The 16,179-nt window shown below is 69.9% G+C and carries 12 protein-coding genes; 5 read left to right on the forward strand and 7 right to left on the reverse strand.

Annotated elements, in window-relative coordinates:
- Nucleotides 1–207 precede the first annotated feature (207 nt).
- From folP to tilS, 3 genes are all read right to left on the reverse strand, one after another.
- Nucleotides 208–1,443, reverse strand: a complete 1,236-nt coding sequence (folP, locus tag JGU66_18295) for a dihydropteroate synthase (GenBank protein ID MBJ6762719.1) — start codon at nt 1,441–1,443, stop codon at nt 208–210.
- 98 nt (nt 1,444–1,541) lie between these two features.
- Nucleotides 1,542–3,458 carry an ATP-dependent zinc metalloprotease FtsH gene (gene ftsH, locus JGU66_18300; GenBank protein ID MBJ6762720.1) on the reverse strand — a complete coding sequence of 639 codons (1,917 nt, stop codon included), beginning with the start codon at nt 3,456–3,458 and terminating at the stop codon, nt 1,542–1,544.
- Nucleotides 3,459–3,641: 183 nt separating this feature from the next.
- A complete protein-coding gene (gene tilS, locus JGU66_18305; protein MBJ6762721.1) occupies nt 3,642–4,994 on the reverse strand; it encodes a tRNA lysidine(34) synthetase TilS in 1,353 nt (450 codons plus the stop codon).
- A 457-nt stretch (nt 4,995–5,451) separates the two neighbouring features.
- Here tilS and JGU66_18310 point away from each other — a divergent pair, with 457 nt between their 5' ends.
- Together JGU66_18310 and JGU66_18315 are read left to right on the forward strand one after the other, a co-directional pair.
- On the forward strand, nt 5,452–5,655 hold the full coding sequence (locus tag JGU66_18310) for a TIGR04563 family protein (protein MBJ6762722.1): 204 nt from the start codon (nt 5,452–5,454) through the stop codon (nt 5,653–5,655).
- A gap of 7 nt (nt 5,656–5,662) precedes the next feature.
- On the forward strand, nt 5,663–5,935 hold the full coding sequence (locus JGU66_18315) for a TIGR04563 family protein (protein ID MBJ6762723.1): 273 nt from the start codon (nt 5,663–5,665) through the stop codon (nt 5,933–5,935).
- A 31-nt stretch (nt 5,936–5,966) separates the two neighbouring features.
- On the opposite strand, the gene JGU66_18320 is transcribed toward JGU66_18315, so the two are convergent.
- Together JGU66_18320 and JGU66_18325 are read right to left on the reverse strand one after the other, a co-directional pair.
- Nucleotides 5,967–6,803: a 5'-nucleotidase C-terminal domain-containing protein gene (locus tag JGU66_18320; protein MBJ6762724.1), complete on the reverse strand. Its 837-nt coding sequence runs from the start codon at nt 6,801–6,803 to the stop codon at nt 5,967–5,969.
- On the reverse strand, nt 6,803–9,757 hold the full coding sequence (locus tag JGU66_18325; GenBank protein ID MBJ6762725.1) for a TonB-dependent receptor: 2,955 nt from the start codon (nt 9,755–9,757) through the stop codon (nt 6,803–6,805). Before JGU66_18325 ends, JGU66_18320 begins: the two co-directional genes overlap by 1 nt.
- Nucleotides 9,758–9,867: 110 nt before the next feature.
- On the opposite strand from JGU66_18325, the gene JGU66_18330 reads away from it, so the two are divergent.
- The 3 genes from JGU66_18330 (at nt 9,868) to JGU66_18340 (ending at nt 15,207) form a co-directional block, all read left to right on the forward strand.
- Nucleotides 9,868–11,427 carry a ChaN family lipoprotein gene (locus tag JGU66_18330; GenBank protein ID MBJ6762726.1) on the forward strand — a complete coding sequence of 520 codons (1,560 nt, stop codon included), beginning with the start codon at nt 9,868–9,870 and terminating at the stop codon, nt 11,425–11,427.
- Nucleotides 11,428–11,506: 79 nt separating this feature from the next.
- Nucleotides 11,507–13,087 carry an acyl-CoA carboxylase subunit beta gene (locus JGU66_18335; protein ID MBJ6762727.1) on the forward strand — a complete coding sequence of 527 codons (1,581 nt, stop codon included), beginning with the start codon at nt 11,507–11,509 and terminating at the stop codon, nt 13,085–13,087.
- 233 nt (nt 13,088–13,320) lie between these two features.
- A complete protein-coding gene (locus JGU66_18340) occupies nt 13,321–15,207 on the forward strand; it encodes a PHB depolymerase family esterase (GenBank protein ID MBJ6762728.1) in 1,887 nt (628 codons plus the stop codon).
- Between the two features lie 39 nt (nt 15,208–15,246).
- Here JGU66_18340 and JGU66_18345 read toward each other — a convergent pair whose 3' ends face one another.
- Both JGU66_18345 and JGU66_18350 read right to left on the reverse strand, forming a co-directional pair.
- On the reverse strand, nt 15,247–16,023 hold the full coding sequence (locus JGU66_18345; GenBank protein MBJ6762729.1) for a hypothetical protein: 777 nt from the start codon (nt 16,021–16,023) through the stop codon (nt 15,247–15,249).
- Complete coding sequence (locus JGU66_18350) at nt 15,951–16,169, reverse strand: hypothetical protein (protein ID MBJ6762730.1); 219 nt, start codon at nt 16,167–16,169, stop codon at nt 15,951–15,953. The genes JGU66_18345 and JGU66_18350 overlap by 73 nt, the downstream gene beginning before the upstream one ends.
- Nucleotides 16,170–16,179: the final 10 nt, after the last annotated feature.

A 16,179-nucleotide genomic window follows, 5' to 3' on the forward strand; every position in this document is an offset into this window, starting at 1 on the left:
TGCCGATCCACCTTTCCAACGCCGGGCCAGCTCCGGGCTCGCGGCGACGGGGCTTATATCCCGTCCCCCACGTGGGCTCGAAGCTAGGAACCCCGCGCTCCCCGGGCAACCGCCCGACCATGCAAGCACGGCATCCATACCTGAAGCCCGGAAGAATCGCCCGTGCCTGTGCGAGACACCCGCCATGTCCAGGAGGCCACAGCCGGCTCAGCGCGAGTACAGGTCCCCGCCGTCCGCGGCCCCGCGCAGGGCATCCGCCACCGCGAGCGCATCCCGAGCCTCCGCCACGTCGTGCACCCGCACGAAGTCCGCGCCGCCCAAGGCGGCCAGGGCAGCCACGGAGCCGAGCGTCGCGGCCAGTCGCTCGGAGGGCGGCTTGTCTCCCGTCAGCGTCCCCAGGAAGCGCTTGCGGCTGGTGCCCACGAGCAGGGGCAATCCCAGCACGCGCAGCTCGCCCATGCGCCGCAGCAACAGCAGGTTGTGCCCCGCTGTCTTGCCAAAGCCAATGCCGGGATCCACCAGGATGCGCTCACGAGGCACCCCCGCGGCCTGGGCCTGAGCCACGCCCGCCTCCAGGTACGCGAGCACCTCGTCCACCACGTCGTCGTAGCGAGGCGCCTGCTGCATCGTGGCGGGTGCCCCCTGCGTGTGCATGAGGCAACACGCAGCCCCGGACTCGGCCACCACCGCCGGCAGCGCGGGGTCTGAGTGAAAGCCCGTCACGTCATTGACGAGCGAGGCCCCCACGCGAAGGGCCGCGCGAGCCACCTCCGCCTTGGTGGTGTCCACCGACAGCGGCACCTGCGTGCGCGCGCGAAGCCCCTCCAGCACCGGCAGCACCCGCGCCAGCTCCTCCTCCACGGACACCGGCCGAGAGCCGGGCCGCGTGGACTCTCCGCCCACGTCGAGCACGTCCGCACCGGCCTCCGCCAGCGCCAGCCCCCGCGCGATGGCCGCCTCCACGCCGAAGTAGCGCCCACCATCCGAGAAGCTGTCGGGCGTCACGTTCACCACGCCCATCACAAACGTGCGCGAGCCCAGCTCGAACGTGCGCCCGCCCAGGACGAGCGGAGGGAGCGGAGCCCCCATCTCGAGCACCCGCGCCAGCGCCGTCACCAACTCCGACAGCGAGCCATCCGCGCGAGCCTCCGCCACGAGCCGCCCGAACCGCGCGCGGCTCCCCGACAGCAAGCCCGTCCCGGGTCGGGAATGCGGCGCACCCGGCAGCCACGAAGGAATCGCCTCGCGCCCAGCCTCCCGAGGAGCCGCCGCGAGCGCTTGAAGGAAGTGCTCCTCTCGGGACGTCAGCCCCGTGAGCAGCACCTGCGCATGAGGCAACGTCGCGCGCGACGACTCACGCGAGGACTCGGGCAGCCCCATGCGACGGAGGGCCAGCTCCAGGTCTTCCGGACGGTCGAGGCAGATGGGGCGGGCACGAATCATGGCGGCGGAACTCCTGTGAGAAACCCGAGGGCGACAAAGCAGAAGGCCCCTCCCGAGACTCGGGAAGGGCCTTCGTTCATTCAGCGGCTCCGAGCGGCTTACGCCTTGCCCGGCTCCATCTTCGGGAGCCCCTCGAGCGCGTCGAGGATCTTCCGCTTGTCCTTCTTCTCCGTCGCCTTGGGCGGCGCGTTGATGCGGGGCGGCGGACGCTCACGGGTGAGCTGGCCACCCTGGAGGAGGATGTTCACGTCCTCGGCATCCAGCGTCTCGTACTCGACCAGCGCCTCGGAGACGCGCTTGAGCGCCTCCATGTGCTCCGTCAGCGCCTGGCGACCGCGGTTGTAGCAGTCCATGACGATCTCACGGACCTCGGCGTCGATCTGCCGCGCGGTGTCCTCGGAGTAGTCCTTGGACGAGTTGAAGTCGCGGCCCAGGAACACCTCGCCGTCGCTCTTGCCGAACGACAAGGGCCCCAGCTTCGAGCTCATGCCCCAGCGGCACACCATGGCGCGCGCCGTCTCGGTCGCCCGCTCGATGTCGTTGGAGGCGCCGCTGCTCATCTCGTCGAACATCAGCTCCTCGGCGATGCGGCCGCCCATCATCATGGCGATGCGGTCGAGGATCTGCTTCTTGTACCCGTTGAGGCGGTCCTCGGTGGGCAGGCTCCACGTGACGCCCAGGGCCTGACCGCGCGGGATGATGGTGACCTTGTGGAGCGGGTCGCAGCCGGGGAGGAGCTTGGCCAGCAGCGCATGGCCCGCCTCGTGGACGGCCGTGTTCCGCTTCTCCTTCTCGGTCATGATCATGGACTTGCGCTCCGGGCCCATGAACACCTTGTCCTTGGCGGCCTCGAAGTCGCTCAGGTCCACGCGCTCCTTGTTCTGACGCGCGGCCATCAGCGCCGACTCGTTGACCAGGTTCTCCAGGTCCGCGCCCGTCATGCCGGGCGTTCCACGAGCGATGACCTCCAGCTCCACATCCGGCGCCAGCGGCACGCGGCGGGTGTGCACCTTCAGCACGCCCAGGCGGCCCTTCAGGTCGGGACGGGGAACCACGATGCGCCGGTCGAAGCGGCCCGGGCGCTGGAGCGCCGGATCCAACACGTCGGGACGGTTGGTGGCCGCGATGAGGATGACGCCGTCGTTGGACTCGAAGCCGTCCATCTCCACGAGGAGCTGGTTGAGCGTCTGCTCGCGCTCGTCGTGTCCACCGCCGAGGCCCGCGCCACGGTGACGGCCCACGGCGTCGATCTCGTCGATGAAGATGATGCAGGGGGCGTTCTTCTTGCCCTGCTCGAACAGGTCGCGAACGCGGCTGGCGCCAACGCCCACGAACATCTCCACGAAGTCCGAGCCAGAGATGGAGAAGAACGGCACACCGGCCTCACCGGCCACCGCGCGCGCCAGCAGCGTCTTGCCCGTACCCGGCGAGCCCATCATCAGGACGCCCTTGGGGATGCGGCCGCCCAGCTTGGTGAACTTCTTGGGGTCCTTGAGGAACGCGACGATCTCCTCCAGCTCCTCCTTGCACTCGTCGGCGCCGGCCACGTCCGCGAACGTCACCTTGTTGTGACTCTCGCTCAGCAGCTTCGCCTTCGACTTGCCGAAGGTCATCGCCTTCCCGCTGCCGCCCTGGAGCTGGCGCATGAAGAAGATGAAGAAGAGGAACAGGAAGACGACGGGCATCCACTGCCCGAGGATGGTGAGCCAGAGGCTGTTCTGCTCCTCGCGCTCATACTTCACGTCCACGTTGCTGGCGCGAAGCTGGTTGAGCACGGCCACGTCCGGCGCGGGGCCCGTCGTCCGGAACTTCTCGTTCGTGTCCACGAACGTGCCGGAGTAGGTGTTGCCCTTGATCGAAACGCCCCGGACCTTCTTCTCCTCCACCTTCGTGAGGAGCTGCGTGAAGGTGGGCTCCTGGACCTGGTCGCTGCCCTGGGAGAAGAAGTTGTAGAAGGCGACGAAGAGGACGATCAGGATGACCCAGAGCCCGATGGTCTTGTAGGTCGAACGCACGTGTCAGCTGCCCTTTCGGTACTCGGCGGGATGAGGGCCGCGCTGGGCAAAAAACCCAGCCTGTTTCATGAGTTGCCCGGCGCCTGTCAGACGACCCAACCAGCGACGGACCGTATCAGCAACAGCAAAAAGCCCTCAACTATTTAGGGGGTCACGGCCATCCCCTGAAGCGACGGTTCCACTCTATAACGTTGGCGTCTCGTGATTGCTCGCGGCCGCGAGAGACGCCCAGATGTACTGTCCGGAAGCAGCCGCAGCAGGCACTGCTGTCAGGACGCCCGGAATCCACATAACCGTTCCCGCGGCGTCCGCCACCACCGGCTGCGCATGACGCGCTTCCTCCGGCACCCGGAGATCCACCAACACATCCTGCAGCTTGCGTTGTCCCGCCCCCGTGCGAATCCGATCGCCCGGCCGGCGGGTCCGCACGGTGAGGGGCCAGCGCGTGCCCGGCCCCAGCGCCAGCCCCGCCATGCCCGCCGGAGGCGGCGTGGGCTCGATGGCGAAGTGCCACCCCGTCTCGCCGAGCGAGCCCCGGGCCCCGGGCCCCGCGAGCAACAGGGGTGCGGGCGCCATCCCGGGTGGGCGCGCACACCGCACGCGACCTCCCGCGGCCTTCAGCCGCAGCCCGCTGCTGAGCGCCGTGGACCCACCCCGCGCCACCGCCTCGTCCGCGCGCAGCAGCGTCGCGTGGTCCACCAGGGCCCCGGCCTCGGTCACCAACCGCGCGAGCACCCGGCGGCGCAGCGGCGGCTCGAGCGCCCTGACGGCCACCGCATCGAGCGCGCCCGGAGCCACCCGCACGCGATCCCAGGCCGCGTCCGCGAGCGCGGCGAGGAGCGCGTCGTCCTCCGCGGCCACGCGCGCGAACGTCGCCAGGTGCCGCGTCACGGAGAAGCCCGCCGCGGCCGACAGCGCGGGCAGCGCGCCTTGCCGGATGCGCGTGCGAAAGAGCGTGGCGTCCGCGTTCATCGGGTCCGTGAAGTACGCGACATCCGCCTCGCGCAGGAAGGCGAGCACGTCCTCGCGCGTGCGCTCAAGCAGGGGTCGGACGAGCGCGCCCCCGGCCGCATGGATGCCGCGCGCGCCCCGCAGCGCGCTGCCCCGCGCCAGGCGCATGAGGAGCGTCTCCGCCTGATCATCCGCGGTGTGCCCGGTGGCCACCGCGTCCAGCCCGCGCTCGCGGCGCAGCGCCTCCAGCGCCTCGTAGCGCGCGGCCCTCGCGCGAGCCTCCACGCCCGCGCCCGGCTCCAGGTGCAGCGCGCGGCGATGGCAGCGCAGGCCCAGCCCGTACGCGAGGCGGGCGACGGCCTCGCCCTCGCTCGTGGACTCGCGCCGCAGGCCGTGGTCCAGCGTGGCGACCTCCAGCTTCATCCCGAGCGCCTCGCTCACGCGCGCGGAGCCCACCAGCAAGGCAGTGGAGTCCGCGCCTCCCGAGACCGCGAGCAGCACGCCGCGACGCTCCAGCCCGTGACGCCGATAGGCGCGCGAGAGGGTGTTCACCAGCAGTCGGATGGCGGGACGAGTGAGGGGCATCGAACAGCTTCGGAATCGAGTGTCCGGTAACAAGGTTACAGAGCCGCCGTCGGTTGAAGGCAGCAGGGGAGGATTCTTATGATCCTCACACCGGGCGCGGATTGGGTGGAAATAGGACGCGCCACCCCGCGTGTTGAAAGAACGGCTCTGATTTCTGGATGTTGGGCCTAGGGGTCCCCCCCCTCCCCCTCTGGGCCCACGGGTCCGCTGAGAGATTCGCTCTCGGCGGTCCCTCTTTCCGAGACGCCCCGGTCCTCGTCCTTGAGGCCCGGGGCGTTTCCTTTTGCGCCCCCCTTTTCGCGCCCCGCTGGACGCCCGCGCGTGCTTGAACGTTCAGTATCCGGGGGCACGGAACGAGTCCTCCGAAACCGTTGACCCTTCAGGGCGTCTGTCGGATAACGGCCCCGGTGTGTTCAGGTCGTCACCTCGAATCCGCCCCGGACCCGGAGACTCAGGTATGGCAGGCACCGACAAGCGCAAGCAGTCGCTGTACTTCCCCGAGGAGATGTTGAAGGAGATCCAGGAGGAAGCGAACCGGCAGGACCGCTCGCTCTCGTGGGTGGTGCAGCAGGCGTGGAAGATCGCCCGTGAGCGCATCAAGTCATTCCCTGCGGTCAACGACGTGACTGGCGACGAGCGGCAGGATCCGCGCGAGGAGTAGCGACGCCATGGCCACCACGGACCACCGCAAGCAGTCGCTGTATTTCCCCGAGGAGATGCTCGAGGAGATCCAACGCGAAGCGAACCGACAGGATCGCTCGCTGTCGTGGATTGTGCAGCAGGCGTGGAAGGTGGCCCGGGCCGATATTCGCAAGATGCCCTCGGTCAACGACGTGCTGAGCCCGCTGCCTCCTCGGCATGCGTCCCCAGCTCCCGCGCCCACTGCGTCCTCGGCTCCCGTCGTCGCAGCAGCAGCAGCGGGCGAGCCCACGAAGACCTGAGGCTCTCCCGCTTCACCGGCCCGCCACCTCGCTATCGCGTGGCGGGCCGCACGGGCAGCGCGCAGTTCTCGAACACGACCCGCGGCGCCTCGGTCAGCGCCTGCGACGCGTTCGGATACTTCTCCTTCATGTACGCCGCCGTGAGGTTCACGTCCGTGCCGCCCAGCTTGCGGGCCTGCACGGGGTTGCGCGCGGGATCCTGCCCCACGCTGCCCAGGATGGCGCCGTAGCCATCCCCTCCTCCCAACAAGAAGGCGGACATCGCCACGCGGTAGCGGATGGACTCATCCGTGCGCGCGGGAATCTGCACGACGCGCGAGCCCACCTTCAGCTCGCGGATCCGCTGGCCCTTCGTGTGCGAGCAGTCCACGCGCACCGACGTCCCCTCCGACACGTGGAGGAACGCGCCCGAGGGCGACGAGATGTACTGCCCCTCGGAGTACAGCGCGCCCACCGAGTTCTCGAAGACGTCCACGAGCTGCTTCTCGGTGAGGTCCACCGTCACCACGAGGTTCTCGAAGAGCATGATCTCGTGCAGCACGCCGTCGGTGAGCGGCCCCTTGCGCACGGACGAGCGCGTGACACACAGGCCCTCCGCGCGCAGCGAGCCACCGTTGACGACGCCCAGCTCGGCGGGCTTGGACGAGCCGTCCTCCGCGTGCAGCAAGGCATCCGCGGAGAGCTGCCCGAGCGCGTTGTTCGCGTGGCGGGCGAAGGGCTTGTCCAAGAAGACGTCCTCGCCCAGGTACCCCACGACCGCGTCGGGGTCATCCACGAGCGGGGTGCACGAGTCGTTGTACGCGAGGCAGCCGAGGGCGGGCGCGCAGAGCGCGAGCACCAGCGCGGTGAAGAGTGGACGGCGTTCCATCAGTAGCGGGCCCTCACGGTGAGATAGCCAGAGACTCCCTCACGCGGCAGCAATCCGGTGACTCGGTCCGGGCGCGGCACATCGTCCCGGAAGTCATGGTCGAAGAGGTTCTGCGCCACCAGGGCGACTTCCCAGTGGTCCATCAGCGGCTCGGTGCGCAGCTGCGCCGTGATGAGGCTGTAGGCGGGAATCTTGTAGCGGCGGATCAGCTCCAGCGTGGAGCGGCTGTTGTTGCGCCGCTCGGCTCCGGAGCGAAGGATGACATCGAAGTTCACCCAGTCCCCGATGGGCATGGACACGCCCGCGTTGAAGCGCGCCTGCGGCACGTCCGTCAGCAAGCGGGACTGGCTCGGCAGCTCCAGGTCCTGCGCGCGGGAGACGCTCGCGTTGATCCACGCCGCGGCGCGACGAGACGCCTCCAGCCGCGCCTCGCCCTCCACGCCGTACACGCGCACGCCCAGCTCGCGGTTCTCCAGCGGGACGATGTTGCCCGTGGTGTCCACCGGGACGATGGGCGACGCGAAGTTCTCCAGGAACACGTTGCCGCGCAAGCGCACGCGCGCATCCCCCGCCGACTGCACCAGGTCCACGCCCAGCTCGAAGGTGTCCACCGTGGCGGGCTGGAGGCTCGGGTCGCCCTCGAAGCGCCCCTGGTTGTAGGTCGTGTCGGGGATGCGCTCCACCAGCTCCTGCGGTGTGGGAGCGCGGAAGGCGCGCCCGTAGAGGGCCTTGAGCACCAGCGCGTCGGTGGCCGAGAACACCAGGCCCATGCGCGGATTGATCCGCGGGACGAACTTGGAGCCATTGAGGACACCCGCGCCATCCACCGTGGGCAGCTGCGTGGCGTCCAGGCGCACGCCGAACGTGAGCGTCAGGGCCGGGATGACCGTCCACTGGTCCTGCGCCGACAGGCCCACCGTCAGCCGCCGCGTGGCCGCGCCATCCGCGAGCTTCGTCAGGTCCGACACGCCCTCGGGCACCGCGAAGGCGGGCCGCAGCTTCCCATCCAGCGTGTAGTTCGTCTCGTAGTCGTAGCGCGCGAGCACCTGCTGCTCGGCCACCAGCCCCAGCGTCAACCGGTTGCCCTGCGCCACCGCGACGTCCGCATCCAGCGTGCCCGCCAGCGTGCGCACGAGCACCCGCGTCTGCTCCTGGAGCCCCGACGGGAAGAGCTGGTCGCCGCCAGCGCCCGTGCGGAAGCCCTTGGGCGTCAGCTGGAACAGGCGGTCGGTGGACTGCTGATCATACGCGGCCCGCGCCCGAAGCTGGACGCTCCCGCCCAGGTCGCGCTCCCACGTGAGGTCCGCGAGGAGCACGTTCCAACGCAGCTCCGAGTCCTCGCCCACCGTGTCGAAGAGGCCCAGCAACGCGCCGCGCTTCTCGGTGAGGAAGCGCACCGAGGCGCCCAGTGTCCCCGCGCCGCCCAGGTTGTAGCTCGCGCCACCGCCCACGTTGACGAGGAAGCGGTTGTCGCGCGTGTGGCCCGCGGGATCCAACACATCGCGGATGCCCTGGGTCAGCGACTCGTCATCGAGCGAGTCGTGCTCGATGACCTTCGAGTCACCATCCTGGTGCCACACGTCCGCGTCCCCATACAGGCGCAGATCGCCCGACGTGGTCGCGGCGGACAGGTGGCCATCCGTGGTGAGCGCCAGTCCCCCGCCATCCTGAGGGAAGCCGCCCCCCGACGCCGACATGCGGACGCCCTCGGAGCGGTCCGTGACGATGTTGACCACGCCCAGGAACGCGCCCGCGCCATAGAGCGCCGAGCCGGGGCCGCGGATGACTTCGATGCGCTCCAGGTTCTCCACCGGCAGGTTCATCAGCGCCTTGCCGTCGAAGAAGTTGTTCAGCCGGTGCCCGTTGAGGAGGAAGAGCACCTCCGCGTCGCTGCGCAGGCCGCGAATCGCGGTGCGGTGGAAGCCCTGCACGTCACGGCTGACCGACAGGCCCGGGACCACGTCGAGCACGTCCGCCACCGTCCTCGCCCCCAGCGCCCGGAGCTGCTCTCGCCCGAAGGAAGACCCAATGGCCGGAACGGTCCGCACCTTCTCCTCGTGGCGCGTGGCCAACGCCAGGGTGTCCTCGGCGCTGTAGAGCGCGAGATCATCCTCCAGCTCCGAGTGCGCGCCCGACGACCCAGCAGGCTCGTGCGCCCCCGGGGCGCGCGCGTGAGCGTCATGCGGCGCCGAGGACTCCGAGGAAGTGGACTCGCGCGGCGTCGCGGCGCGAGTGCCAGGCTCCCGGGACGCCGAGGCGGAGGACTCCGGAGCGCTGGACTCATGCGCCGCCGAGGCGATGCGCGGCGGCGGTGCGGGCGGAGGCATGCGCGGGGGCGGAGCCGCGGGCGGCATGCGGGGCGCGGGCGCCGGCTCCGACGCAGGGAGGTCCGCGGTGAGCGCGGCCATCGAGTCATCGGTCGTGGCGGTGCTCCGCGTGCGCGAGGCGGGGGGCGATGCGCTCGTGCGCGGCGCGGGGCGAGTCTCCTCGGGGGGCGGCGCGGGCCGCGTCTCCACCGGAGGCGACGGGGCGCGGCTCCCGGGCCGCGCCTCCGTCACGGTCCGAGACGCGGGCGGCTCACCCCCGACGAGGACGCGCGCGGGGCGGGCCGCGGACTGGAAGAGGGCCACCCGCTCACCGCCCGCGGTGACGCCCTCCACGTAGTACTCGACGCCCGGTGCCACCAGATGATCCGCGGGAATGACGCCGCGGTAGAGGTCCCCGTACTGCCGCTCCATCGCCACCTGGGCGTAGGACTCGCCCGGGCCTCGGTAGCGGATGAGCAGGTCGAGCACGTGCCCGCCGTCCACCAGCGTTCCGTCCAAGCGCAGGGGCTGATTGGCCTCGGCGCGGGGGGGCGCGGAATGCAGCAGCGTCGGCTCCTGGGCCCATGCGGGCAGCCCAGCGAGGAGCACGAGGGAGAGGGAGATCGTGCGAGCGAGTGCGGTCTTCAAGGGCACGAGAATGGTCCATTGCCATGATTGGAGAGTCAAGGAGCGGCACGTCACGGCTCAGGCCGATTTTTTGCCGCCTCACGCAGCGCGTGCGACGGTGCCCCCGCTCCATGCGCGCGTCGCTCGCCCTTCACCTCTCCCTCTTCCGTCGACAGAGGGCCCAGATTGCCCGAGTCGTCGAAGGACGGACCGAGGCCTTCCGCGCCTACGAGGCTCGGTACCGCCGTCGCACCGCCGCGTATTCACGCGTGGTGCCCCTCGCGTTCGTACACCAGCAGTTGCAGGCCTCGGACGTGGTGTACGTGGGCGACTACCACACGCTGCCGCTCGCGCAGCAGACGTACCTGGAACTCGTCGAGCACGCGCTCACGTCCGGCCGCCGCGTCGTTCTCGCCCTCGAGTGCGTGGAAGGCCGGCACCAGGGTGCGGTGGACGCCTATCTCGCGGGCCGTCTCCCGGAGCGCTCGCTGTTCTCCCGGCTCGGGCTCTCCGGCGCGTCCACCTTCGGGCCCGCCACGGGCAGCCGCGCCGTCCTCGCGTTCGCGCGGCGCCACAAGCTGGACGTGGTGGGCATCGACCGCCGCGCCCAGGGTGAGCGTTCGCTCGCGCTGCGAGACGCCTATGCCGCCGAGCGCATCGCCCGCGCGGCCCGCGCCGAGGATCGCCCGCTCGTGCTCGTGCTCGTGGGCCAGTACCACCTGGCGCCCTGCCATCTTCCCCTTCAGGTCGAGCGCGCGCTGGGCGAGGACCACGCGCGCCGCGGGCTCGTCGTCTACCAGAACGCGGAAGGCCTCTGGTGGCGCCTGGCCCGCGAGGGGCGCGTGGGCGAAGCCGAGGCCGTGGAGCTGGCCGACGGCGCGCTGTGCCTCCTGAACGCCTCCCCGGTGATGTGCCAGCAGAGCTTCCTGGACTACCTGGAGGCAGAGGCGGGAGATGCGCCGCTCGAGGTGGATCGCACCGCGGCGGAGCGCTTCCGCGAGATGTCCGAACTCATTGGCCGGCTCGCGGGCGTCCCCGTCGGGCGCGCGCTGGACTCGGTGGAGGTGACGACGGCGGCGGACAGCGACGTGCTCGCGCGGATCCGTCGGCGTGGCCGCTTCACCCAGGCCGAGGTGTCCCAGCTCCGCAAGCACATCCTGACGCGCGAGAGCGGCTACATCCCCCGGGCGCGCACGGCCTACCTCGCGTCGCTCTCGCTCAATCACGCGGCGGAAGAGGCCGCGCACTTCGTCCGGCACTGCGCCGTGGGCGACGCCATGGAAGCACCCCGCGGCGCGTCCGAGGCCTTCTATGCGCGCTGCCTGGAAGAGGCGCTCGGGTTCTTCGGCTCGAAGCTGGTGAACCCGCGCCGCACCTGCCCGGGAGTGGCCGAGTGGGCTCGCCGCTTCGGTGCGTCCCGAGGCGTGGACCGCCAGGTCGCCGCGTTCGTGCTCGCGCACAAGGCGGCGGAGACCGAGGGCCCCGAGGAGGCCGTGAAGCTCCTGCCCCTGCGCCGCGATCACCTCTTCCACGGCGTGAGCCACGCGCTCGGATACCTGCTGGGCGACGCGCTCTACCGCGCCTTCGATGCGGGCCACGTGGACACCGCCGACATCCGCGCGCTGTTCCGCGACCCGCTCGATGACCCACGCGGCGCCTACTTCGCGTGGACCGAGCGCGTGCACACCTGAACCCACGCGTCACTCCCCTCTTCCGGGCGAGCCCGCCCCCTGGTTTGATTCGCAAATCAATCCAGGGAGCACCGCCGCCATGAAGATGACCGAACGCGTGGAGAAGCTCGCCGAGCAGCGCCAGCGCAACGAGGGCATGGGAGGCCCCGAGCGCATCGAGCGACAGCATGCCAAGGGCAAGCTGACCGCTCGCGAGCGCCTCAAGCTGCTGTTCGACCCCGGCACCTTCGAGGAGATGGGGTTGCTTGCCGCGCACCTGGGCAACCTCCCGGAAGAAGAGGAGGACAAGCCCTCGCCCGCCGACGGCGTCATCACCGGCACGGGCGAGATTGACGGTCGCCCGGTGGCCGCCGCCGTCTACGACTTCACCGTGTTCGGGGGCTCCATCGGAGAGATTGGCGAGCGCAAGGTGGCGCGGCTTCGCGACCTCGCGCTCAAGAATCGCATCCCCATCGTGTGGCTGGTGGACTCGGCCGGCGCGCGCTTGGAGGCCTCGGCGGGCGTGGATCCGCGCCGCATCGCGAGCTTCGCGGACACGGGCTACCTCTTCCGCGAGCAGGTCGTGATGAGCGGTGTGGTGCCGCAGGTGGCCGCCATGGTGGGCCCCGGTGCCGCCGGCACGGCGTACATCCCTGGCCTCGCGGACTTCGTCCCCATGGTGAAGGGCACCAGCTCCCTGGCCATCGGCGGTCCCTACCTCGTCGAGTCCACGGTGGGCGAGAAGGTCTCCGAAGAGGAGCTGGGCGGCGCCAAGGTCCACAACGAGCTGTCGGGCGTCGCGGATGCCGAGTACCCCGATGACGCCACCTGCGTGGCCGCCGTGCGCGAGTACCTGGGCTTCTTCCCGTCGCACTGCGAGGACAAGCCGCCCCGCCGCCCCACGAGTGATCCGTTCGATCGCCGCGACGAGGACCTGCTCAAGATTGTTCCCGAGAGCCCTCGCCAGGCCTTCGACATCCACAAGGTCATCCTGTCGCTGGTGGATGAGCGGAAGTTCTTCCCCATGAAGCCGCGCTGGGCGCGCAACGTGGTGACGGGACTGGCGCGCATCGACGGCTATCCGCTGGGCATCGTGGCCAACAACTCCATGTACCTGGGCGGCATCCTCGACGTGAACGCGGCGGACAAGGCCGCGCGCTTCATCAACCTGTGTGACGCCTTCAGCATCCCCCTGCTCTTCCTGCAGGACGTCCCCGGCTTCATGGTGGGCACCAAGGTGGAGCAGCAGGGCATCATCCGCCACGGCGCCAAGATGATGTACGCGGCGGCGAGCGCCACCGTCCCCAAGTTCACCGTGGTGGTGCGCAAGGGTTACGGCGCCGGCTACTACGTGATGAACGGTCGCGCCTTCGAGCCCGACCTGCTCGTGGCCTGGCCTGGCGCGGAGATCGCCGTGATGGGCCCAGAGGGCATGGTGTCCATCGCCGCGCGCAAGCTGCTCCAGAGCGCCGAGAGCCCCGAGGCCGCCGCCGCGCTCAAGAAGGAACTCTCGGACGGCCTGCGCCAGCACATCCGCATCGAGCGCACCGCCGCCATGGCGATGGTGGATGACGTCGTGGATCCCCGCGACACGCGCCGCCTGCTCGCGCGAGCGCTCAAGCGGACCGCGAACAAGAAGGTGGAGCGCCCCTTCCGCCGCCGGGAAATCTCTCCCGTCTGATTGGCGGCACCGACGGGGTGGCGCGCTCGCACCGTGAGCGCCCACCCCGCTCTTCCCAACCCCGACGCTGAGCTGGGAATGACGCGCAGCGTGAACCGCCCGAAAAGTTGAAGGGTGGTTCAGGATTCAGCCGCGCGCGACGCGTCGCGCCTTGAATCCAGACATCCAAAGACAGTCAGGTCTCGACCCTCGGCCGCCCCTCCATCCCCCTCGCGGGCAGCCCGGGAGGCACCATGCGCGGTCGAGGCATCCGCCCACTTCCGTCGTTCACGCCGTTCCCCTGGCTGCGTCTCGGCGCGCTGCTCGCCACCGTCGTGACGGGCTGCGGTCCCGTCGGTACGGACTCCGCGGAGAGAACGCGCGAGCCCGTTGCACAGACGCGACAGGAGCTGACGCAAGTGACGGGCTTCGGCTCGAATCCCGGCAACCTGCTGATGTATCGACAGGTGCCGGCGAACATGCCCGCCAATGCGCCGCTCGTCGTCGTGCTGCATGGCTGCACGCAGAGCGCGTCGGCCATCGAGTCCAGTGGCTGGACGGCCGCGTCCAACGTCTACAAGTTCTACGTCGTCTACGCGCAGCAGCAGAGCAGCAACAACTCCACGAGCTGCTTCAACTGGTTCGAGCCCGGTGACTCAGTGCGCGGCGGGGGTGAAGCCCTGTCGATCAAGCAGATGGTGGACGCGATGAAGGCCACGTACTCCATCGACTCGGCGCGGGTGTTCGTCTCGGGGTTCTCCGCGGGCGGCTACATGGTCCCCGTCATGCTGGCCACCTACCCGGACGTGTTCGCCGCGGGCGCCATCAACTCGGGCGGCCCGTACCGCTGCGCCAACTCGATGACCGAGGGCTTCTCATGCATGAGCCCTGGCGTCGACAAGACGCCCGCGGCCTGGGGTGACCTCGTGCGCAACGCCAACCCGGGCTACTTGGGTCCGTGGCCTCGCGTCTCCATCTGGCACGGCACCAGCGACTTCACGGTGAAGTCCTCCAACCTCACGGAGTCCATGGAGCAGTGGACCAACGTGCACGGCATTGACCAGGTGGCCGACACCAGCGACACGGTCGGCGGCTTCCCTCACAAGGTCTACCGGAACAGCGCGGGCACGGCGCTCGTGGAGACCTACGAGATCACCGGCATGGGCCACGCCGTCCCGGTGGATCCGCAGTACAGCTTCCCCGGCACCAGCACCGTCTGCGGTGCCACGGGCGCGTACCTGTCCGACGTCAACCTGTGCGGCACCTACGCCCAGGCCCAGTTCTTCGGCCTGACCGAGACCGGCACCCCGCCCACCGACACCACGCCACCCACGGTGGACGTGACCGCGCCTGCCTCGGGTAACACCGTGAGCGGCACGGTCAACGTGACCGCGAGCGCGTCCGATGACGTGGGCGTGGCGCGGGTGGAGTTCTACGTGGACGGGAGCCTCGCGGGCACGGACACCACCGCGCCCTATGCGCTCGCCTGGAACACCACGACCGTCGCGAACGGCAACCACGCGTTGAGCGCCCGGGCCTTCGATGCGGCGGGCAACTCCAGCACCGACGCGGACACCTCCGTCACGGTCAGCAACAGCGGCGGCACGACGCCGACCACCGCGACCTTCTCGAGCATCACGGCCGAGGACGGCTACGTGAAGGCGAACGCGGACGGCAGTGCCCCCGTGCTGGGAACGCTCACGGGACTCGCGCTCGGACGCGGGACGGACGGCAAGCAGAACCGCGCCATCCTCTCGTTCGACACATCGAGCCTGCCCGAGGGCGCGACCTTGCAGCGCGCCTTCGTCACCGTCACGTACTCCTCCGGCTCGGGAGATCCCTGGGCGAGTCCCGCCAACAACTCGCTCGTCGTCGACGTGAACTCCGGCCCCTTCAACGCGGCCACGCTGGAGACGAGTGACTGGGCCGCGAGCGCCACGGCCAGCGCCGTCGTGGGCATCGCGAAGTTCACGTCGGGCACGGCCAACTCCGTGGACTTCTCGGGAGCGGGGCTCTCCTCGCTCAACACGGCGGGCCGCACACAGCTTCGGCTCCGCTTCGCGCAGGATCCGACCAGCACCGCGTATGTCTTCATCAAGGACGGCGCGAGCGCCACCCTCACGGTCCTCTACACGCCGTAGGCCATCCGGGCGGACGGCGGGCGGCGCGTGCCCCCGCCGTCAGAGGTCCACGGGGCTGGAGGTGGCCTCGGACGAACCGAACGTGCCATCACCTCGCAGCTCCCGGAGTACTTCCTTCCGCTTGAGGCTCAGGGCGCGAATGGTGCCATCCGGCCGCATGCAATAGATGGCTGTCTGGCCGTGCGCGCCCACGCACACCGTGCCCAGCTGCGGGTAGAGCATCACCATCGCCAGCTCGGTCTCCAGCGGCCCCGCGATGAGCACATGCGTGTGAACCGAGCTGGTGGGATGGTTCCCCTCCGCGTCCTCGCTCATGTCCACGGGGATCATCCCCTGGTGCAGGGCGACCTCTTCGCGCACCGTGCGGCCATCCAGACTGAAGCGGAAGCGGAAGTCCCCGCCGAGCAGGAAGCGCTCCGGATCCGTCATGCCCTGCATCACGTACACCGTGATGCCCTCGGAGTCCTCGAACACGACCGGATTCATCTGCCGTCGCCCATGCGCTTTGAACGTGCGCTCGGTGGCCGCGCTCACCGCGCGCGCCAGACCATCGAACGACGCGGGCAGCTCACCCACGGGCAACGACTCCATCTCCTCCGAGAACTCGACGGGCGCCCGGTAGGCGTAGACCGGGACGAAGCGCTCGGTGCCCTCCAGGTGTCCGAAGACGGAGTACCAGGCGTTGCCACGCGCCACGGTGAAGAACATCCCCAGCCCCGAGGTATCCAGATCCTGGCGCTCGCTCAGCAGGTCAGAGGCCCGGATGGCCCCCTGCTCCGATGCGACGATGGCCCGAGCCCGAGCCTGGATGCGCACCAGCTCCGACTCTTCGAGCAGCGTGTCCAGGAACGGCTTCGGTGCCGCTGGTGCCGCTGCCTGCGCCGTGTTCCGTGGGCTCGGCGCGGCCTCACGGTGCGCACCGCAGCCCAGGGTGAGGAGTGCCACCGAACCGAGAAGCGCACGACGCATGGA

The organism is Myxococcaceae bacterium JPH2 (assembly GCA_016458225.1).
Lineage (GTDB): Bacteria > Myxococcota > Myxococcia > Myxococcales > Myxococcaceae > Citreicoccus.